Source organism: Pseudonocardia hierapolitana, from assembly GCF_007994075.1.
Lineage (GTDB): Bacteria > Actinomycetota > Actinomycetes > Mycobacteriales > Pseudonocardiaceae > Pseudonocardia > Pseudonocardia hierapolitana.
Genome location: NZ_VIWU01000001.1, coordinates 596,543 through 616,829, shown reverse-complemented (window position 1 = coordinate 616,829; position 20,287 = coordinate 596,543). Strand labels below are relative to the sequence as shown.

The window sequence follows — 20,287 nt, the reverse complement described above, 5'->3', positions numbered from 1 at the left end:
GGGACGGAGCCCACCGCCCGGTGGACGATGGGCTCCGGTTCGGCCTGCGTCAGACCGTGCGGCGGTCCCGGTCGACCAGGAAGCCGAGCGCGATCATGCCGACGGCAAGCACCAGGTGCAGCCAGTTGTCGGCCGTGTTGATCGGCACGAAGTTCACAGCGCTGCTCTGGTCGATCAGCAGCCCGTACAGCCACAGCACGGCGTAGACCGCGCCGCCGTAGATCAGGAAGTTGCGGGCCCCTGCCGCGCTGCGTGACATCGCCAACCCGGCGACGCCGAACAACAGGTGCACGATGTTGTGCAGCACCGAGACCTGGAACAGGCCGAGCAACATCGCCTCGGACTGGTGGCCGGCGAATGTCAGTGTGTCGAAGTTGGTGGTGATGCCGGGGATGAAGCCCAGAACGCCGACCAACAGGAACACGACACCCACGACGAGTGCGGCGAGCTGGATGGGCCGGCGGACGTTGACGGCACGGCTGCCTGGAGTGGCCATGGCGATCCTCCTCGGGAGGTTCCCGCTTCCTTGAGGAACTTCCTCGAGGGGCGAGGTACCCCCTTCGGAACGAAGCGAACGCATGGACCCTCAGCCGCTGACGAGGCGCTTCACGTAGCGGTGTGCCGGGACGTGGATGGGGCCGTCCGGCCCCTCCGCCCTGTGCTCGAACGGGCCCTCGTCGGTCCACCCGTTCCGCTCGTAGAACCGGCGTGCCCTGCTGTTGCCCGCGACGACGGCGAGCCACGCCCGGCTGTGCCCGTTCGCGCGGACGAGCCTCTCGGCCTCGGCGAGGAGGGTGGCCGCCACCGCCGTTCCCCGGTGGGCCTGCGCGACGTAGACCTGCTCGACCTCGTCGCCGACCACCATCACGAATCCCGCGACGGCACCGTCGACGACCGCGACCACCGTGTCGCCGGTCCGCTCGCCCGCGCGGACGTCGAACGATGCGTCCGTCCGCGCCGCGAGCAGCTCGCCGGGGACGTGGCCGAGGTGGCCGTCGCGCCAGCCGCTGCGCCAGATCCCGGCGACCGCGGGCGCGTCGTCGGGCCGTGCGGGCCGCAGGGTCACCACGCCGTCGCCGGTCGCCACGGCCCGGACACTACTGGTCGGCCGAACCCGGCTCCGCCATCCTGCGGTGCATCTTCGCCTTCAGGGCGTCGGGGATGACCTTGCCCACGGCCTCCTGCGCCCTCGTGCCCCGCGATCCGGCGACGACCCGCCGCTCGCCCTTCATGAGAGCCTCGAAGCCCTGCCTCGCGACCTGCCCGGCGTCGTCCTTGGACGACGCGCCGACCTTCGTGTCCTCCATGTCGGCGCGGCGGAAGAAGTCGGTCTCGGTCGGGCCGGGCATCAGCGAGGTCACCGTGACCGCGGTGTCGCGCAGCTCCTCCTGCAGCGCCTCGGCGAAGGACTGCAGGAAGGACTTCGACGCGTTGTAGACGGCCTGGAAGCTGCCGGGCATCGTCGAGGCGACCGAGGACGTGATCAGCACCCGCCCCTCGTCGCGGGCGGTCATGTCGCGCAGCACGTGCTTGGCCAGCCGCACGGTCGAGGTGATGTTGAGGGCGATGATCGCCAGCTCGTCGGCGAGCTCGGTGTCGACGAACGCGCCGCCCTTCCCGACCCCGGCGTTGAGGGCGACGGCGTCGAGCGGGCGTCCGGTGGCGGTGACCGCCGACCAGAGCTGCTCGACGCCATCGGCCGTGCGCAGGTCGGCGCGCACGGCGTGGACGTCGACGCGCGCGGTGCGCAGGTCGGCGGCCGCCGCGTCGAGCCGGGCGTCCTCGGCGGTGACGACGAGGTCGAACCCGTGCTCGGCGAACTCGTGGGCGAGCTCCCGCCCGATCCCGCTCGAGGCGCCGGTGACCAAGGCGAGTGGCCTGGTGGTGGACGAGGTCATGCGCGGGGGGCTACCCGGCCGGCGTTTCCGGCAACCCATCCGGGGAATGGCATGGGTCCGACGTCCGGATCGACCTCCCCGGGAGGAGTCCTCATGCGAGCGGTCACCTGGCACGGGAAGCGCGACGTGCGCGTGGACACCGTGCCCGACCCGACGATCCAGGCACCGACCGACGTGCTCGTGCGCGTCACCTCGTCCGGCATCTGCGGCTCCGACCTGCACCTCTACGAGGTGCTCGGCCCGTTCCTCGAGGAGGGGGACATCCTCGGGCACGAGCCGATGGGCGTGGTCGAGGAGGTGGGCAGCGAGGTCAACGCCCTGGCGCCCGGCGACCGGGTCGTCATCCCGTTCAACGTCTCCTGCGGCACGTGCTGGATGTGCGTGCGCGGGTTGCACTCCCAGTGCGAGACCACGCAGGTGCACGCCCACGGGAAGGGCGGGTCGCTGTTCGGCTACACGAAGCTCTACGGCCAGGTGCCCGGGGGCCAGGCCGAGTACCTGCGCGTCCCGTTCGGGGACACGCTGCCGATCAAGGTCCCGGACGGCCCGCCGGACGATCGTTTCGTCTACCTCTCCGACGTGCTGCCCACGGCCTGGCAGGCCGTCGAGTACGCGGCCGTGCCGAACGGCGGCTCGCTGCTCGTGCTCGGTCTCGGCCCGATCGGCGACATGAGCACCCGGATCGCCCGGCACCGGGGGACCGAGAACGTGATCGGTGTCGACCTGGTGCCGGAGCGGCTGGAACGGGCCCGCGCCCGCGGGATCACCGTGCTCGACCTGACCGATCACGGCCGGGACCTCGTCGACCACGTCCGCGAGCTCACCGGCGGGCGCGGGGCGGACGCGGTGATCGACGCGGTCGGGATGGAGGCGCACGGCTCGCCCATCGGGAAGCTCGCGCACCAGCTGACCGGCCTGCTGCCCGACGCCGTGGCCGCGAAGCTGATGGAGACCGCGGGCGCGGACCGGCTGAACGCCCTCTACTCCGCGATCGAGCTGGTGCGCCGCGGTGGCACGATCTCGCTCAGCGGGGTGTACGGCGGCATGGCCGACCCGCTGCCGATGCTCACCCTGTTCGACAAGCAGATCCAGCTGCGCATGGGGCAGGCCAACGTGCACCGCTGGGTGCCCGAGATCCTCCCGCTGCTCGTCGAGGGCGACCCGCTCGGCGTGGACGGCTTCGCCACCCACCACCTGCCGCTCGACGCCGCGCCCGAGGCCTACGCCACGTTCCAGGCCAAGAAGGACGGGATGGTGAAGACGCTGCTGCAGCCTGCGGCGGCCGGCGAACGTTCGTGATCACAACTCGCGCCGGGTCCACACGAACTTCGTCGGTCGCCCGCGCCAGTCGGTGATCACGGTCAGGTCGCCGTCCTCGAGCGCGCGCGTGCGGCGTTGTTCGCGCAGCGGGTCGACGGCCATGGTCTCCGGGTCGAGCGGCACGCCGCCGGCCTGCACCGGTCCGGGGAACCGGTGTCGTGGCCAGATCGGCTCGTCGAGCAGGTTGTCCCCGACCGCGACGCTCAGCAGCCCGGGGGCGGCGATCAGCCCGACCTCGTCCCAGACCGACACCCGCTCCGGGGTGCTGCGGTCCTCGGCACCGGGGATGGCCCTCCCCACCGCTTCGGTGCGGCTCGGTGGCCCGAGCACCGCCTCCAGGGCTGCGGGATCCGGCACCGGTACCCCGTCGAGGACCGGCCCGCCCGGCCCGAGATCCAGCTGCACGGCCAGTTCAGCGCGATCCGTCGATGCGATCGGTCACGTCCCGCGCGTCGGCCGTGCCGGCCGCGGCGGCCCGTAGCGATCGCATCGCGGTCCGGACGGCGTCCGCGGCCCCGCTCCGCCGTCGGGCGAGCGCGCGGGCAACGGCGGCGATCTCGTCGCCGGTCGCCACGACGTCGGCCGTCACCACATCAGCCGCGTCGGCGGTCAGGGCGGCACGGTCCTGGAACGGGCGACCCGTCCGGAGCGCCTCGGTGACCTCGTAGTGCGGGTGCAGTGTGGAGTCGGCCAGTGCATCCGAAAGGGCGCTGACCCCGTCGTCGAGGTGGTCCCCACCGCCGAGCGCGACGACGACGGACAGGTCGGGCGAGGCGAGCACCCGGGCCGCGGCCTCCGCGTGGTCCGCCCTCGCGGCGTGGTCGACCCACACCGCTGCCGAGCCGCGTGCGCGGGCCGGCAGCCCGTCGTGCCCGGTGAACAGAACGGCGACGTCGACGGCGTGCGATCCCGAGGTGGCGAACAGTGGCCCGTCCGGCCCGCGCAGCAGGGTCAGGCCCGCGACCCGGCTCTCGCCGGGATCGAGGTACCCGTCGGCGCCGTCGTCCAGGCATCGCACGATCGACCGGAACGGCCGCGGCGCGCCGCCGGGAGCGGTCACCGTCCCCTCGATGTGGCCGCCCTCGTAGCGCAGGCGGGTCGGGAACGGCAGTGGGTCGATGCCGATGTTGGTCACCCGGACCTCGACCCGCACCGGGGCGCCGATCGGGAAGCTGGACCGGACCGGGATCACGTCGACGCGGATGTCGTCCCGGTCGGCGACCGCGTCAGCGGTGGCCAGAGGCGTGGTGGTGTGCGCGGAGGCGAAGGGGAGCCCGCCCGGGCGGACGTAGATGTCGGGCCAGTGCTTGATCCGGTGCTTGTTCGTGGGGTGGAAATCCCACGTGATGTTGGTCGGGAACGGCTGCGTCGCCGTGCCCGCCGCCACGATCGTCGGCGTCGTCGTCATGAAGGTCGTCCCGGCGATGCCCTCGGACTCCTCGTGGATGAGGTTGAGGGCGTGCCCGAGCTCGTGCACGGCGGTCCGGAAGTACGGGTCGGCCTGCGTGCCGAAGCGCTGCCCGGCCGTCGTGCCCCACTGTGGATCGTTCGGGATGACCCAGTGCGAGGACAGGGCGGCACCCTCGCGGGGCACGTTGTTCGAGTCGGTCGCGAAGGCGTCGAACATGATCCCCCGCTCCGTGGAGTCCAGCCTGCGCACCGCGAGGATCATGTAGCGCCACTCCGCGTTCAAGTCGTTCTGGTCGCGCGAGGCGAGCAGCTGCGCGTGCAGCTCGGCGTCGCTCCAGGAGTCGCCGCTCGGCTGGGTGAGATTCGTGTTGCTCGCAGCCACGTCGGCTCGCCACTTCGAGCGGGCGAACACCGATGACCAGGTCTCCGTGCCGGTGGAGTCGCCCGTCGGGGGTTCGGACACCGCCACCCGGTCGATCTCGATCGTCATCCTGCGCAGCTCGTCGGCGACCCACCCCATCGACAGCGAGCCGGTGACGATGCCCATCGGGTCCGTGACCAGCCCGACGAGGAACTGCCCCGCGTCCGGGAACGCCGGTGGCGCCGGCACCCACACCATCTGCGCGGTGAACTCGCCCTGGTTGCTCCAGGTGCGGGTGACGTGGTCGAAGAGGTGTCGCTCGAACGTGAAGGTGAGTGTGCGATGCGCGACGGGCGAGAACGTCTTCGCCATGAGGTAGTAGCGGTAGTCCGCGAGGGGGAAGCTCGGAACGCCTCCCCGGGGATCGGGCCGCGTCGACCCGCGGAGGTAGAGGTCGCCGGACCCGTGCGCGCCCGTTCCGTGCTCCACCCGCATCGTGCCGGCGTACTGCAGTCCCGGCAACGGGAGCGTCGGCGGCAGTGGCCGGAACGTCAGGAGGTAGCAGCCCTGGCGGAGGATCTTGAACGCCTGGAGGGGGGAGGCCGGGGCGACCAGGGGCGGCGCCACGCCGTTCGCTGCCGCGAGCAGCGCCTCGATGGCGTCGATGCGCGGGAGCTCCGGCCCGGCGAGGTCGGCAGGCTCGATGGTCGGCGTGGTGTCGACGACCGTGGACGACGGGATGGTGCGGCTCATCGTGCCTCCAACCAGCGTGGGTGAGCGCGGCCTCGACGAGCCGCCGATTCGCAGGACGTCGCACGGGAGTCCCGTGATACGCCGGGGCGGCGGTATCAGGCGGAGCGTTCCCGACCTCTTCGGTCCACGCCACCCGATCGGGGGCGCGCGGCGATCTGCTGACTGGGGAGTTGGGCATGCCCACGATGTCCGAGCTGCAGGAACGCAGCAACGCGCTCTTCACCGACCGCCTCTCCGGACGGGCTGCCACGTTCGACGCGACGGCGCCGCCGCGGTTCCACTGGTTCGACCCGGACGATGCCGCCGATGCGGTGGCACTCACGGCCCAGATGGCGATCGCCAGCGCCCGGTCGGACTCGGTGGAGGGCGGCCTGGAGAGCGCGCTCGACCTGGCGGAGTCGCGCACCGATCTGCCGCCGCAGCTCGTGGCGCAGGCGATGGCGATGTTCGTGACGCACCACAGGCCCGCCCGCCGACTGGTCAAGCCGCGGACGGTCCGCGCGGTCCCGCAGTTGTTCGCCCCGTCCCGCGGTGCCGGCACCGCCGACGAGCCGCGGACCCCGACTCCGGAGGACGTCCTCGACTACTGGCGCGAGGACCCCTTCGCCAACGAGCACCACGAGCACTGGCACCAGGTCTACCCCTTCGCAGGACTGGTGCCGGCCGACTGGCTGGTCTGGGCCGACACGGCGGACCGGGCCGGTCTCGCGGCGCTGCTCGGGGCGATGGACGCCACCCACGACTGGCCGACCTTCCTCGTCTCGGCCACGCCGGAGGAGATCCGGGACACCTTCTTCGACCTCGTCAACGCGCAGCCGGACTTCGCGGCCGTCCTGCGCGGCCTCAGCCCCATCGCCTACCGCACGCTGTTCCGGCTCAACGACCGGCAGGGCGAACTCTTCCTCTACATGCACAGCCAGATGCTCGCCCGGTACGACGCGGAGCGGCTCTCGCTCGGCAGGTCGCGGGTCGAGGCGTTCGGGCCGAGCAACTGGGCCGCCCCCATCCCGGAGAGCTACGACCCCGGACCCGACTTGCCCGACTTCACGCCCCGCGGGCCGAACGAGAAGCTCCCCCAACGCGACATCGACCTGCTGACCACCTGGCACGCCGCCTTGGCCGCCGCCATCGGGTCCGGTGACCTGGTACGGCCCACCGGCCCGGCGCGCGCGGTCGACAGCGACCGTCTCGGAGAGGCCACCGAGGCGGCGGCCGCGCGCCTGACCGGCCTCGACCGGGCCACGTACCCGGGAATCCACAACTTCGGCCACAACATGCTGGGCGCGCTGCCGGACGACCAGGGCGAAGGCGTGATGATCAGCACGGTCGTCGCGATCCGCGACCCGATCTTCTGGCGCTGGCACAAGTACGTCGACCAGATCAATACCGCGTGGCAGGACACCCAGTCGGCCTACGACATGTCGGACACACCGCCCGTCGTCGTGCGTGATCGGCTCGCGGGCCCGCCGCAGCCGTGGGTCAGCCCGGATCTCGTGCTGGTGTCGACGGCCGGCCTCGCGGAGGGCGCCGATCCGACCGCGCTCTTGTCCAGCGCGATCGGGGGTGCGGTGTTCGACTCGCCGGTTGCCGCCGGCCCCATCGCGGGGGCGGCCGGGCTGGAGGCGGTCGACGAGCTGACCACCCGCATGACCGACAGCACCCTGTCCGACGGGCGGGTCATCACGCACCTCACCCACGACCCGTTCGCACTCGTCGTCCGGGTCCGCAACGCCGCTACGCGGCCGACCGCGATCACGGTGCGCTCCTTCATCGCCCCGGCCGCCGAGGCGGGCGACCGGACGATGTGGATGGAGCTCGACAAGTTCCTCGTCGAGGTTCCCGCAGGTGGCCGTGCCGTCCTCTACCGCCCCGACGCGGAGTTCTCCGTCGTGAAGAAGCCGGCCGAGACCGACCCCGGGTCGGTCCTGGAGGGCGAGGGCGACCCGAACGATCCCGACTACTGCGACTGCGGGTGGCCCTACACATTGCTGCTCCCGCGCGGGCGACCTGACGGTGCCGAGTACCGTCTCGCGGTGATCTGCACCGATGCCTCCCGGGACCTCGTACGCCCCTCCGGCGGCTGCGGCTCGATGAGCTTCTGCGGCGCAGTCGACCGGTACCCCGACACCCGCGACATGGGTTACCCCTTCTCGAGGCCGTTCGCCGACTCCCTGGCGGCGACGCTGCTTCGCGTCCAGTCCGCGGCGGGACGGTCTCTCACCATCCGGCACGTCGAGACCTGAGGGATCCGAGAAAGTCGGGGGCCGGGCCCGGCATGGCGGGATGGACCGGACGCCGTGGCGGCGAAGCTGATGGAGACCGCGGGCACGGACCGGCTGAACGCGCTCTACTCGGCCATCGAGCAAGCGCGTGCGATCACGCGGTGCGGGCGGCGAGCGTGGGTTGACCGGGGCCGGTGAGCTCCTCGACGACGCCGCGCCGGCCTGCGATCGCCATCAGCAAGGCCTCGCCCGGTCCGTGCACCTCGGGTCCGCGTCCGGACGACCAGCCGAGATCCGTCGCGACCAGCCGCAGCCCGCGGGCACGCCAGAACGCCCCGATCGGTGGGGCGAAGCGGGCGAACGAAAGGGCGGGGAGCAGCCGCTCCGGCGGGATGGTGCGCGGGGCGCCGAGGGGGCGGCGGACGTCCTGCTGGTGGATCACCGCGTCGAGCAGCGCGACGCGGCAACCGAAGCCGGTGGTGAGGCCGCTCGGTTCCAGGCGCTGTTCCAGCAGGGCGAGCAGTTCGTCCGGGCCGGCCTCGCGCATCTCGGCCACGCCGAGGGCGTTGGTCCGCGCGAGTCGGAACCGACCCCGGGCGAGCCGGCGGAAGATCTCCCGCCCGCGCAGTACCTCGTAGCTGATCATGTGGGCGACCACGTCGCGAACCCGCCAGCCCTCGCACAGCGTGGGCGCGTCCCACTGCTGCGGGGTCAGGCCGCTGAGGAATTCGAGGAGGTCGGCCCGCTCGGCGCGCGCGAGGTGCATCAAGGTCATCGACGGCGCACCTTACTTGCCGGCGTCCTGGTCCTGATCGATGTGTCGGTGGCTCGGCCCAGCATGGGCGGATGGAGCTGACGGGGAAGGTCGCGGTCGTCACGGGCGCAGCGGTGGGGATCGGCCGTGCCCTCGCCAGACGGCTCGGCGCGGAGGGCTGTGCCGTCGTGGTCGCCGACGTCGACGCCGAGAACGGCGCGCGCACGGCGGAGCTGATCGGACCCACGGCGGTGTTCGTGCCGGTCGACGTGCGTTCGGACGGCGACCTGTCGGCGATGGTCGCCGCCGCGGTCGACCGGTTCGGCGGCCTCCACGTTCTGATCAACAACGCAGGGGGCGGCGGGCACATCGGCCCGCACTTCCCCGACGCACCCGCTGCCGTGTGGGCCGCGAAGCTGGAGCTCAACCTGACCAGCGCGATGCGCGCCACCCAGCTCGCGCTGGCGCCGATGCGCACCTCCGGCGGCGGCGCGGTGGTCAACGTCGCCTCCGTCGCCGGCGTCGACGCCGAGGCCCACCGGTCCCCGGAGTACGCCGCGGCGAAAGCCGGCCTGATCCGGTTCACCACCGCCGCGGGCACGTGGCCGGGTGCCCGGGTGAACGGCGTGGTGCCGGGCTGGATCGCGACGGAGCGCGCCGCCGCGGAACTCGCCGCGATGACCCCGGCAGCGCGGGCCGCGGCGCCGATCCCCGTGCCGATGGACGAGGTGGCCGACGTCGTCGTGGAGCTCGTGCGTGACGACGCCGCGGCCGGCCGGATCGTGGTGCTCCCGGACCGCGCTCGGGGCTGAAGCGGAGCGAGCGGGTGCCGCCACCCGCCGGTGGCGTGGTCGTGCCGCACGCACCGGCGACGATCAAGGGCGGATGGCCGCGATCGAAGATCGACCTAGGAGCCGGCGATCATGCCGTTCGCTCCACCGCTCGACGGCGCGGTCGCCAGGCCCGCCCGGTCGCGCTCCACCTCCGCCCGGTAGGCGGCCACCTCACGGGCCTGCCGGTCGTCGTCCCAGCCGAGCAGCGGGGCGAGCAGCGCGGCGACGGCCGAGGCCGCGGGCAGCCCGGCGTCCGTGCGTTCGATCGCCAGGTGGGTGCGGCGGTGCAGCACGTCGACGAGCGTGAGCGCGCCCTCGTGCGAGACGGCCCGCTGGAACTCCACCGGCAGGTAGCCGTCGGCCCCGGGGAGCGGGCGGCCCAGCGCGGGGTCGGTGCGGATCGGCGCGAGGACGTCCGGCAGCTCGTCGCCGTAGCGGTGCAGCATCCGGCGGACGTGGTCCTCGGGCACGCCGTGGTCCGCGGCGAGCCGCGCCACCCGGTTGCTCACGGCCTGCCACCCGGCGGCACCGACGAGCGGGAGGTTCGCGGTCGGGGAGGGGGGAAGGCCGCCACCGAGGACCCGCCCGGCGGCGTCGACGGCGTCGCGCGCCATCCGCCGGTACGTCGTGTACTTGCCCCCGACGACCGTGACCATCCCTGCCGGTTCCTCGATCACGGTGTGGTCGCGGGAGAGCGCCGACGTCGTGGCGGCATCGCGCGCGACCGGCGCGAGGAGCGGGCGCAGCCCGGCGAACGTGCCGAGCACGTCGTCGCGGGAGAGCGGGCGGGCGAGGTACCGGTTGACGTTGCGCAGCAGGTAGTCGACGTCCTCCCGCTCGACGGTCGGCGCGCGGCGGTCCCCGTCGTACGCGGTGTCGGTGGTGCCGAGCAGCCAGTGCCCGAACCACTTCCGCAGGATGATCACCGAGTCCTCGGCGCGGGCGAGGATGCCCGTCCGCGAGTCGAACGCGCCCCGCTCCACCAGCAGGTGCACGCCCTTGGCCGGTCGCACCGCGAACGTCGGCGGGCCGGCCATCGCCTGGATCTCGGCCGCCCACACCCCGGCCGCGTTGACGATCATCGATGCCGTGATGTCGAACCGGCTACCGGTCTGGGTGTCCTCGACCGAGACACCGGCGACCCGGGGGCCGTCGCGCAGCACGCCCACGACGGGCGCGTGGCTGAGCACCACCGCGCCGTGCCTCGCGGCGGTGCGGGCGACGGCGAGCGTGTGCCGGGCGTCGTCCATGCGGCCGTCGTAGTACTGCAGCGCCCCGGTGACGACCCGCGGGTCGAGGCCGGGCGCCTCGCGCAGCGCGCCGCGCCGGGTCAGATGGCGGTGGTGCGGCACGCCACCGCGTCCTCCGGTGCGTCCGGCGGCCGCCATCAGGTCGTAGAGCAGCACGCCGGCACCGATGTAGGGCCGCTCCCACCGCTTCGTCAGCGGGAACAGGAACGGCTCGGGCGTGACGAGGTGCGGCGCGAGGGTGCGGACCATCAGGTCGCGCTCGTGCAACGCCTCCGCGACGAGCGCGAAGTTGAGCTGCTCGAGGTAGCGCAGCCCGCCGTGCACGGTCTTGCCCGACCGGGACGACGTGCCCGACGCCAGGTCACCGGCCTCGAGCAGCACGACCGACAGGCCGCGCGCGGCCGCGTCGAGGGCGACCCCGGCACCGGTGACGCCGCCGCCGACCACCGCGACGTCGAAGCCTCCCGCCTTCGCCGCGGCGAGCGCGGCCTCCCGGCCGGCGGGGGAGAGGTCGCCGGTCATCGCGCCACCGCCGCCGATGCCTGCCGGGTGGCCCAGAACGGCCGCGCCGCCTTCACGTGGTCGAGGTAGCGGGCGTAGCCGTCGGCGTAGAACGCATGCCGGGCGGGATCGGGTTCCACGACGTCCTCGGGGGCGGTCCAGGTCTCCACGTCGAGGTCCTCGCCCCGGGCGGCGGCCGCCGCGAGCACGGCGCCACGAGCCCCGACCTCCGGGGTGCGGGCGAGCTCGAGGGGCACGCCGAGCACGTCGGCGAACACCTGCAGCCACGGCCGGGACCGGGTGCCGCCGCCGCACGCGACGATCCGCGTGGCCCCACCGGCCGCGTCGAAGCAGTGGCGGGCCGCATAGGCGAGCCCCTCGCAGACCGCGCGGAGCAGGTCGTCCCGGGTGGTGGTCAGCCGAACGCCGGTGACCTGCCCGGACGCGTGCGGGTCGACGAACGGCGCCCGCTCCCCGGACGTGGCGAAGTAGGGCAGCACCTCCACGCCGCCCGCGCCGGGAGCGCTGGTCGCGAGGGCGGCGTCGATCGCGTCGACGCCGAGGCCGAGGGTCTGGAGCATCCAGTCCATCGACGCCGTACCGACCATCGCGGGCATCGCCCGCAGCCAGCGGCCCGGCTCGCCCGTCGCCACGGAGAACCCGGCCGGGTCGCCCTCCGTCGCGAGCCGATCGACGTGGACCATGCAGCCGAGCGTGGTGCCGACGATCAGCAGCGCGTCGCCGATCGCGCGGAGGCCGCCGCCGCGCGCGCACGCCGGGAAGTCGAAGGGGCCCGAGCTGATGGGCGTGCCCGCGGGCAGCCCGAGCAACGCGGCACCCGCGTCGGAGAGCTCGCCCCGGGGGACCGGCACGGTGATCGGCGCGAGGAGATCGCGCCGATGGGTCAGCCCCATGGCCTCGAGCGCGGTGTCGCTGTAGCCGATGCCGGTGCCGTCGCCGAAGGGCATGGAGCTGTCGCTCGGGTCGGTGGCGCGCTCGCCGGTGAGCCGGGTGAACACGGCGTCCTTGCAGGCCCCCGCCGTGGTGGCCCGGTCGAGTACGTCGGGCTCGTGCTCGTCGAGCCACGCGAGCAACGGCCCGGGCGCGCCGGGGAAGACCGTGGTGCCGTTGACGCGGAACACCCGCTCGGTCACCCCCTCGGCGTTCCACCGCCCGAGGATCCCGCCCGCCCGGCCGTCCAGCCACGAGAGCGCGGGCCGCACCGCCCGGCCGGCCTCGTCGGTGACCCAGCAGCCGTCGCCCTGCCCGGTGATCGCGACGACGTGCGGGGTCTGCCCGGCCGACACCTCACGCGTGACGTCGCCGATCGCCGCGACGATCGCGTCGAGGTCCTGCTCCACCCCGTCGTCGGCGGCGTGGACGAGTTCGAGGGGCCGGCCCGCGACCGCCAGTGCCTCGCCCTCGTCGTCGAAGAGGGCGGCCTTCACGACGGACGTCCCGGCGTCGATGCCGAGCCAGGTGCGCGTCATGACTTGTCCGGCACCGTCTGCCCGTAGGTGGTCAGCTTCTCCGCGACGCGGGCGATCTCGTCATCGGGCAGGATGTTCGGCTGCCCGAGCAGCTTGGCCTGGTAGTACATCTGGCAGACCCACTCCAGGTAGACGCTGCGGGTGTAGGCCTTCGCGATGCTGTCGCCGTAGGTGGTGGCCCCGTGGTTCTGCAGGATGGCGCCGAAGCGGCCCTCCATCGCCTTGATGCTGTTCTCCGCGAGCTCCGGGCTGCCGAACGTCGCGTACGGCGCGACGCGCACCGGCCCGCCGAGGAGCGCCACCATGTAGTGCACGGCGGGCAGCTCGTCGACCACCGCGGACAGCGTGCTCGCATACAGCGGGTGGGTGTGCACGACCGCCCTGGCGTCGGTGCTCTTGTAGACCGAGGTGTGCATCGGCACCTCCGACGACGGTTCGAGACCGTCCTCGAGGCTGTTGCCGTCCAGGTCGATCACGCAGATCGACTCGGGGGTGAGGTGCTCGTAGGCCGCGCCGCTCGGGGTGATCGCGATGTGGTCCCCCGAGCGGATCGACAGGTTGCCCGAGGTGCCGACGGTGAGGGCGTCGGCCTGCATCCGGCGGCAGTACTCCACCAGCTGGACGCGTTCGTCGTGCAGGAGCATGGGCGATCCTCTCGGGTATCGATCGGCGGGTCAGTCGGTGCGCCCCGCGACCTCGACGAGCACGTCGTTCTCGCGCAGCGCGGCCAGGTCGCGGGGAGAGACGCCGGCGTCGACGACGACGGTCGTGAACCGGTGCAGGGGCAGCAGCCGGTGCAGGGCGCTGCGGGTGAGCTTGGTGTGGTCGATCAGCAGGTGGCTGCGCGTGGCGACGTCCACCATCGCGCGCTTCACCGCGACGATCTTGTCCTCCTGGTGGAAGGCGTAGCCGTCGCTCACGGCGGACGTGCTGACGAACGCGGCGTCGAAGCGCATGGACTGCACCGCGTCCACGCACGTGGACCCGAGGAACGAGTCGTGCTGCACGTCGTAGTGCCCGCCGAGGGCCACGACCTGCACGTCACGCACCCTGGCCAGCTCGACGAGCGCGGCGAGGTAGTTGGTCGCCACCGTGAGCGGGGCGAGCGCGGCGAGGTGGGGGAGCATCTGCAGCGCGGTGGTGGAGTCGTCGAGGAGCACCGACATCCCGGGCTCGACGTGGCGGCAGGCGTGCTGCGCGATGAGCCGCTTGGCCTCCACGTTGGCCTTCGCCCGGTACTCGACGTTCGACTCGAAGGTGCCGCTGGGCTGGGCGGTCGCGATGCCGCGGGCCTTGCGGAGCACGCCCTGGCGCTGCAGTTCGTCGAGGTCGCGATGGATCGTCATGACCGAGACGCCGAAGGTCTCCGCGAGCTCCTGGGCCGACACCGAGCCGGTGCTGAGCACGAGTTCGGTGATCCGGGCCTGGCGGCCCTCGGGTCCGAGCGTCCGGGGCGCGTCCGGGACGGGCCCGGTGGCGTCCACCTCCCGCTCTGTCACCGCTCGCCTCCTTCGCCGGTCTGCTGCGACTGGCATCACAGCGTGCCGAGCCGGATCCGTCAAGCTTCGATGTGAACAACGCTGCTTTCGATGTGAAGTTCGAGAGGAAGCCGATCGAGGTGGGTCAGGACTTCACGGATCGCAGTGTGACAACAACGTGTTGACGTGAGAAGAGTGCCGTCTTACTGTGTCGCCGCGCACAGCGCTGTGGCTGGTAACCACAACAGTCGCTACGGCAGCGTCGAACGAAGGAGCACCGGTGCCCGATCCCGCGCCCGTCGACTCCCCGCTCTGGGTGGGGATCGACCTCGGCACGCAGGGCGTGCGCGCCGTGCTCGTCGACGGTGCGGGCGCCGTGCTCGGCAGCGGGTCGGCACCCCTGGAGAGCGACGTTCGCGCCGGTGAGCGGCACGAGCAGGACCCCGCCGACTGGTGGCGGGCCACCTGCATCGCGACCCGCGCCGCGCTCGCCGGTCGGGGCGAGCGGCCGGTCGGCGGCGTGAGCATCGACTCGACCTCCGGCACCCTCGTCGTCCAGGACGCGCAGGGGCACGCCGCCGGGCCCGCCCTCATGTACGACGACCGGCGGGCCGCCGCGGAGGCCGCCCGCGTGCAGGACGAGGGCGCCGAGCTGTGGACCGCGCTCGGGTACCGGATGCAGGCGAGCTGGGCGCTGCCGAAGGTGGCGTGGCTCGTGGCTCGCGACGCCGTGCCCGCCGGGCACCGGCTCGCGCACCAGGCCGACCACATCGGCGCGCGGCTGGCGGGTCACCCGCTGCCCACCGACTGGAGCCACGCGCTCAAGACCGGGTACGACCTGCTCGGCGACGCATGGCCGACGGCGGTGCTGGACCGCCTCGGCATCGACCCGGCCGTGCTGCCGCCGGTCGTGGCACCGGGGGAGCGGGTCGCCGTGGTCGCGGCCGCAGGCGCCGAGGAGTCGGGCATCCCGGCCGGCACGCCGATCGTCGCCGGCATGACCGACGGGTGCGCCGCGCAGGTGGCCACGGCCGCGCTGGCTCCCGGTCAGTGGTGCTCCGCGCTGGGCACCACGCTGGTGCTGAAGGGGTCGACGCGCGATCTGCTGCACGACCCGTCCGGCGCCGTGTACTGCCACCGGAACCCGGACGGCGGCTGGCTGCCCGGCGGTGCGTCCAGCACGGGCGCGGGCGTTCTCGCGAGCGATCTCCCCGGCGCCGACCTCGACGCGCTGACCGAGCGCGCGCGGGAGCGAGGGGTGCCCGCGGGTGCGACGTACCCCCTGGCCGGTCGGGGGGAGCGGTTCCCGTTCGTCGCGGACGGCGCGGAGGGGTTCGACGTCGGCGGGCCCGCCGACCCGGATCCGGTCGCCCGGTTCCAGCGCGTGGCGCACGGGGTCGCGTACGTCGAGCGGCTGGCCTTCGACGTGCTCGCCGCGCTCGGCGCCGACGTCTCCGGCCCGGTGACCGCCACCGGCGGGGCCAGCCGCAACGACTGGTGGACGCAGCTGCGCGCGGACGTGCTGCAGCGCCCGGTCGCGGTCCCGGAACACGCGGGCTCGGCGATCGGCTCGGCCGTGCTCGCCGCGGCGCCGCCCGGGCGGCTCGCGGCCACCGCCGCCGAGATGGTGCGGATGCGACGGAGGTTCGAACCGGATCCGTCCCGGGCGGACGAGCTGACCGACGGCTACGGCCGCCTGGTCGATGCGCTCCACGATCGGGGATGGCTCGAGCCGGAGTTCAGCAAAGCCACATTCAGGGCCGTGCAGGACGGCAATGTGGCTTTGCTGAACTCCGAGACCGCCGGCGGGGGCGCCTCATGAGCACCGAGCTCACCCTCGTCCGGCACGGGCGGACCGTCTGGCACACCGAGAACCGCTATGCCGGCGTCAGTGACGTCGCCCTGGACGAGACCGGGCGCGCGCAGGCCGTCGCGCTCGCCCGGTGGGCCGCCAACCAGCACTTCGACGTCCTGGTCTGCTCCCCGGTGCCGCGCGCGGTGGCCACCGCCGAACCGGTGGCCGCCGCGCTCGGGCTCGAGCCCGAGGTGGTCGCCGACCTGCGGGAGGTCGACTTCGGCATCGCCGAAGGCCGCACGCTCGCGGAGCTGCGGGTGAGCCATCCCGACGCCGCCGAGGCGTTCGTCGCCGACCCGGTCGCCAACCCGTTCCCCGGCGCCGAGTCGCCCGCTGCGGCCGCCGAGCGTGCGGTCGGCGCCCTGCGTGACGTCGCCGCCCGCCACCGCGGCCGGTCCGTGCTCGTGGTCGCGCACAACACGCTCCTGCGCCTGGCGCTGTGCACGTGGCTGGGTATCCCGCTCGCGCGCTACCGCGCCGTGCTCCCGCGGCTGGAGAACGCCGCCGCAACCCGCCTGCGTGTGCCCGCCGAACCCGATCGGCCGCCGGCACTGCTGGCTCTCAACGTCCCCACCTCTCCGGCCGTCACCGCAGACGAGCCGGCCCCGACCGCAGGGAGGACCGCATGACCCGCCGCGAGCTCTGGACCCCCAACCGACGTGACCTGCTGCGCATGTTCGGCGTCGGCGGCGCAGCCGTCGGCGCGTCGTCGCTGCTCGCCGCGTGCGGCCTCGGCACCGGCGGGGGCGGCCCCGCCACCGACAACGGTGCTGCCGAGGTCACGGGCGGCTTCGACTGGCGCAAGGCCGAGGGCACCGAGATCTCGGTGCTGCAGACGCCGCACCCCTACCAGGTGGCGTTCCAGCCGCTTCTGGCCGAGTTCACCGAGCTCACCGGCATCACGGTGAAGGCCGACCTGGTGGCCGAGGCCGACTACTTCACGCGCCTCAACACCGAGCTCGCGAGTGGTGCCGGCAACTACGACGCCTTCATGACCGGCGCGTACTTCATCTGGACCTACGGGCCTCCCGGGTGGATGGAGGACCTGAAGCCCTGGCTCCAGAACAGCTCCGCCACCAACCCGGACTACGACTTCGAGGACATCTACGAGGGCCTGCGCCGGTCCACCTCGTGGGACTTCCAGGTCGGCAGCCCGCTCGGCACCGGCGGCCAGTGGGCGATCCCGTGGGGCTTCGAGACCAACGTCCTCTGCTACAACAAGACCGAGTTCGACCGCCGCGGCATCCGGCCCGCCGAGACCTTCGACGACCTCATGCAGCTCGCCACCGACCTCACCGACCGGGCCAACAACAAGTACGGCATCGCGTTCCGCGGGTCCCGGTCGTGGGCCACCATCCACCCCGGCTTCATGACCCAGTTCACCCGCGAGGGGTGCAAGGACTACGAGAAGCAGGGCGACCAGCTCCAGGCCACCATGAACTCGCCGGAGGCCGTCGACTTCACGCGCAAGTGGGTGGAGCTCGCCCGCTCGGCAGGCCCGACCTCGTGGACCAACTACGAGTACCCCGACTGCACGGGCGACCTGGGCGCGGGCACCGCGATGATGGTGTACGACGCCGACTCGGCCACGTACCCGCAGAACATCGCGGGCAACAGCGCCCAGGCCGGGAACCTCGCGTGGCACCCCGGCCCCGCCGGCCCGGACGGCAACTACGGCACCAACCTCTGGACCTGGTCGCTCGCCATGAACTCGGCGTCGGAGAAGAAGCTCGCCGCGTGGCTGTTCATCCAGTGGGCCACCGGCAAGGAGGCCCAGACCAAGGCCGTGCAGACCGGGCAGGCCGGGTTCGCCGACCCCACCCGCAAGTCGGTCTTCGACGGTGCGTTCAAGCAGACGCTCGGCAACTTCCCGGGCTACCAGGAGACCTTCGAGAAGGTCATCGGCTCCACCGACATCAAGTTCACCCCGCAGACCCAGTTCTTCGAGACCACCGAGGAGTGGGCGGTGGCGCTGCAGGACATCTACGCGGGCCAGGACGCGAAGACGCGCCTCGACGCGCTGGCGGCGGCCAACACGACGGCGGTGAACCGTGCGAGCTGACGGAGGGCCTTCGTGACCACCACCGCCCCACCGAGGACCCCGGCACCGGCCGTGCAGCGCGAGCCACGGCCGGTGCCGGCCTGGCGGCGCGGGCTTCGGCCGTACGTGCTGTCGATCCCCGCGGTTCTGATCATCGTCGGGATCCTGTACCCGTTCGTGCTCGGCGCCTACTACGCGTTCCTCAACTACGCGGCGGTGGTGCGGCGGCCGGTGTTCATCGGGCTGCAGAACTTCGCCGAGATCCTGTCCGACCCGGCGTTCTGGACGAGCGTGCGGGTCACGCTGCACTACGCCGTGGTCGCCACCGTGGTCGAGACGGTGCTGGGTATCGGGATCGCGCTGCTGCTCAACCGGTCGACCCTGGTCGGACGGGTCTTCGAGCGGGTGCTGATCCTGCCGCTGATGATCGCGCCGGTGATCGCGGGCGTGATCTGGGGCCTGATGTTCAACCCCCAGTACGGCGTCCTGAACTACGTGCTGGGTCTCGGTTCGACGTTCGACTGGCTCGGCGAGAGCACGGCGATCTGGTCGGTGATCCTCGTCGACGTCTGGATCTACACGCCGTTCGTGGCGATCCTCGTGCTGGCCGGGATCCGGTCGCTGCCGAAGGAGCCGTTCGAGGCGTCGGCGGTGGACGGCGCGAGCTGGTTCTACATGTTCCGCCGGCTGATGCTGCCGATGATGTGGCCCTACATCCTGGTGGCGGTGATCTTCCGGTTCATGGACTGCCTGAAGATCTTCGACCACGTGTTCGTGCTGACGGCGGGCGGACCGGGCGACGCCACGCGCACGCTGCAGATCGGCGCGTACCAGAACTCGATCATCCAGCTGCAGTACTCGCAGGGCAGCACGTACATGTTCCTGCTCTGGGTGATCGTCTTCGTGACCGCCCGCTACCTGGTGAGCGTGCTGGGCAAGGCCCAGCGGCGCGCCGCAGGATCGGAGGAGTAGTGCCCCCCACCGGAGGTCCAGTGCGTATATCGACGGATCCAGGTTTCCGCTGGGTGTGCCGGCGGGCCGGACTCGTATTGGACATACTCGGCCGGTTCGCCGGTGCGGCCAGCGGGAAGCTGGGCCGTCGAGATATGTGCGGGACCTCCGGTGGGGGGCACTAATGGCTTCGAGGGAGCTGGGGCCGGGCGAGCGGCGGTTCTCGCCCGCGTCGATCGGTGCCGACGCGGCGCTGCTTGTGTGGTTCGTGTTCTCGCTGTTCCCGCTGGTCTGGATGGTGCTGCTCGCGCTCAAGACCAACGCGGAGCAGATCAGCACCTACTTCGCGTTCACCCCGACGCTGGAGAACTTCGCCACCGTGCTCTCGGAGGAGGGTGAGCGGCTGACCAGCGTGAACTTCACCGACGCGATCCTCACGAGCGTGATCAATTGCGTCGGCGCCGTGATCGTCTCGCTCGTGATCGGCATCCCGGCCGCCTACGCGGCGGGGCGCTGGCAGTACCGCGGCTCGAACGACGTGATGTTCACGATCCTGTCGTTCCGGTTCGCGCCCGAGCTGATGGTGATCGTCCCGCTGTTCGTGATCTACAACCAGATCGGCCTGTTCGACACGAACGTCGGCATGATCTGGGTGCTGCAGCTGGTCACGATGCCGCTGATCGTCTGGATCCTGCGCTCCTACTTCCAGGACATGCCGGCCGAGCTGGAGCAGGCAGCCCTGCTGGACGGCTACACCCGGCGGCGCGCGTTCGTGATGGTCGCGCTGCCGCTGGTGCGGCCGGGGATCGCGGCGGCCGCGCTGCTCGCGTTCATCTTCGCGTGGAACAACTACGTGTTCCCGCTGATCCTCACCGGGAGCCAGCACACACCGGTGACGGTGGCCGTCACCCGGTTCCTGGGTGGTGGCGGCCAGGCCTACTACAACCTGACGGCCGCGGCCGCGCTGATCGCCGCGCTGCCGCCGCTGCTGGTGGCGCTGTCGATCCAGCGCTACCTGGTGCGCGGGCTGTCGTTCGGGGCGGTGAAGTCCTAGTGCCCCCCACCGGGAGTCCGGCGCGCATCTCGACGGCCCAGCTTCCTGCTGGGCGTACCGGCGAACCGTCCGAGTACGCCCGGTACGAGGCCGGCCCGCCGGCACACCCAGCAGAA

The 20,287-nt window shown here is 72.5% G+C and carries 18 protein-coding genes; 8 read left to right on the top strand and 10 right to left on the bottom strand.

The annotated features are described in order from the left end of the window. Positions 1–49 precede the first annotated feature (49 nt). From FHX44_RS02995 to FHX44_RS02985, 3 genes are all read right to left on the bottom strand, one after another. Positions 50–496, bottom strand: coding sequence for a DUF4383 domain-containing protein (locus FHX44_RS02995; protein ID WP_147254052.1), 447 nt, complete (start codon positions 494–496; stop codon positions 50–52). A gap of 90 nt (positions 497–586) precedes the next feature. Further along, a complete protein-coding gene (locus FHX44_RS02990) occupies positions 587–1,087 on the bottom strand; it encodes a GNAT family N-acetyltransferase (protein ID WP_246170177.1) in 501 nt (166 codons plus the stop codon). 10 nt (positions 1,088–1,097) lie between these two features. After that, positions 1,098–1,898: an SDR family NAD(P)-dependent oxidoreductase gene (locus tag FHX44_RS02985; protein ID WP_147254051.1), complete on the bottom strand. Its 801-nt coding sequence runs from the start codon at positions 1,896–1,898 to the stop codon at positions 1,098–1,100. 93 nt (positions 1,899–1,991) lie between these two features. Between FHX44_RS02985 and FHX44_RS02980 the strand changes: the two genes are divergently transcribed. Then, positions 1,992–3,197: a zinc-dependent alcohol dehydrogenase gene (locus tag FHX44_RS02980; RefSeq protein WP_147254050.1), complete on the top strand. Its 1,206-nt coding sequence runs from the start codon at positions 1,992–1,994 to the stop codon at positions 3,195–3,197. Here FHX44_RS02980 and FHX44_RS02975 read toward each other — a convergent pair whose 3' ends face one another. Both FHX44_RS02975 and FHX44_RS02970 read right to left on the bottom strand, forming a co-directional pair. Then, entirely contained in the window at positions 3,198–3,623 is a 426-nt protein-coding gene (locus FHX44_RS02975; protein ID WP_147254049.1) for a hypothetical protein, read from the bottom strand. Between the two features lie 7 nt (positions 3,624–3,630). Continuing rightward, positions 3,631–5,742 carry a hypothetical protein gene (locus FHX44_RS02970; RefSeq protein ID WP_147254048.1) on the bottom strand — a complete coding sequence of 704 codons (2,112 nt, stop codon included), beginning with the start codon at positions 5,740–5,742 and terminating at the stop codon, positions 3,631–3,633. 176 nt (positions 5,743–5,918) lie between these two features. Here FHX44_RS02970 and FHX44_RS02965 point away from each other — a divergent pair, with 176 nt between their 5' ends. After that, entirely contained in the window at positions 5,919–7,985 is a 2,067-nt protein-coding gene (locus tag FHX44_RS02965) for a tyrosinase family protein (RefSeq protein WP_147254047.1), read from the top strand. Between the two features lie 133 nt (positions 7,986–8,118). Here the strand turns inward: FHX44_RS02965 and FHX44_RS02960 are convergent, their stop codons facing one another. Then, on the bottom strand, positions 8,119–8,739 hold the full coding sequence (locus FHX44_RS02960; protein WP_147254046.1) for a maleylpyruvate isomerase family mycothiol-dependent enzyme: 621 nt from the start codon (positions 8,737–8,739) through the stop codon (positions 8,119–8,121). A 71-nt stretch (positions 8,740–8,810) separates the two neighbouring features. On the opposite strand from FHX44_RS02960, the gene FHX44_RS02955 reads away from it, so the two are divergent. Next, positions 8,811–9,530: an SDR family NAD(P)-dependent oxidoreductase gene (locus FHX44_RS02955; RefSeq protein ID WP_147254045.1), complete on the top strand. Its 720-nt coding sequence runs from the start codon at positions 8,811–8,813 to the stop codon at positions 9,528–9,530. A gap of 95 nt (positions 9,531–9,625) precedes the next feature. Here FHX44_RS02955 and FHX44_RS02950 read toward each other — a convergent pair whose 3' ends face one another. Genes FHX44_RS02950 through FHX44_RS02935 form a run of 4 tightly spaced genes read right to left on the bottom strand, consistent with a single transcriptional unit; the run spans position 9,626 to position 14,291 of the window. Then, positions 9,626–11,323, bottom strand: coding sequence for a glycerol-3-phosphate dehydrogenase/oxidase (locus tag FHX44_RS02950; protein ID WP_147254044.1), 1,698 nt, complete (start codon positions 11,321–11,323; stop codon positions 9,626–9,628). Further along, the gene (locus tag FHX44_RS02945) at positions 11,320–12,792 is read right to left on the bottom strand and encodes an FGGY-family carbohydrate kinase (protein WP_147254043.1); all 1,473 of its coding nucleotides are present in this window, start codon (positions 12,790–12,792) and stop codon (positions 11,320–11,322) included. The genes FHX44_RS02950 and FHX44_RS02945 overlap by 4 nt, the downstream gene beginning before the upstream one ends. Then, entirely contained in the window at positions 12,789–13,436 is a 648-nt protein-coding gene (locus FHX44_RS02940) for a class II aldolase/adducin family protein (protein WP_147254042.1), read from the bottom strand. Before FHX44_RS02940 ends, FHX44_RS02945 begins: the two co-directional genes overlap by 4 nt. 30 nt (positions 13,437–13,466) lie before the next feature. Next, positions 13,467–14,291: a DeoR/GlpR family DNA-binding transcription regulator gene (locus FHX44_RS02935; RefSeq protein WP_246170176.1), complete on the bottom strand. Its 825-nt coding sequence runs from the start codon at positions 14,289–14,291 to the stop codon at positions 13,467–13,469. A gap of 259 nt (positions 14,292–14,550) precedes the next feature. On the opposite strand from FHX44_RS02935, the gene FHX44_RS02930 reads away from it, so the two are divergent. The 5 genes from FHX44_RS02930 (at position 14,551) to FHX44_RS02910 (ending at position 20,171) form a co-directional block, all read left to right on the top strand. After that, positions 14,551–16,092, top strand: a complete 1,542-nt coding sequence (locus tag FHX44_RS02930) for an FGGY-family carbohydrate kinase (protein WP_147254040.1) — start codon at positions 14,551–14,553, stop codon at positions 16,090–16,092. Next, entirely contained in the window at positions 16,089–16,754 is a 666-nt protein-coding gene (locus FHX44_RS02925) for a histidine phosphatase family protein (protein WP_147254039.1), read from the top strand. The genes FHX44_RS02930 and FHX44_RS02925 overlap by 4 nt, the downstream gene beginning before the upstream one ends. Further along, positions 16,751–18,187 carry an extracellular solute-binding protein gene (locus FHX44_RS02920; RefSeq protein ID WP_147254038.1) on the top strand — a complete coding sequence of 479 codons (1,437 nt, stop codon included), beginning with the start codon at positions 16,751–16,753 and terminating at the stop codon, positions 18,185–18,187. Before FHX44_RS02925 ends, FHX44_RS02920 begins: the two co-directional genes overlap by 4 nt. 12 nt (positions 18,188–18,199) lie before the next feature. Then, entirely contained in the window at positions 18,200–19,138 is a 939-nt protein-coding gene (locus tag FHX44_RS02915; protein WP_147254037.1) for a carbohydrate ABC transporter permease, read from the top strand. Between the two features lie 163 nt (positions 19,139–19,301). Next, the gene (locus FHX44_RS02910) at positions 19,302–20,171 is read left to right on the top strand and encodes a carbohydrate ABC transporter permease (RefSeq protein ID WP_147254036.1); all 870 of its coding nucleotides are present in this window, start codon (positions 19,302–19,304) and stop codon (positions 20,169–20,171) included. The last annotated feature ends 116 nt before the right edge of the window (positions 20,172–20,287 follow it).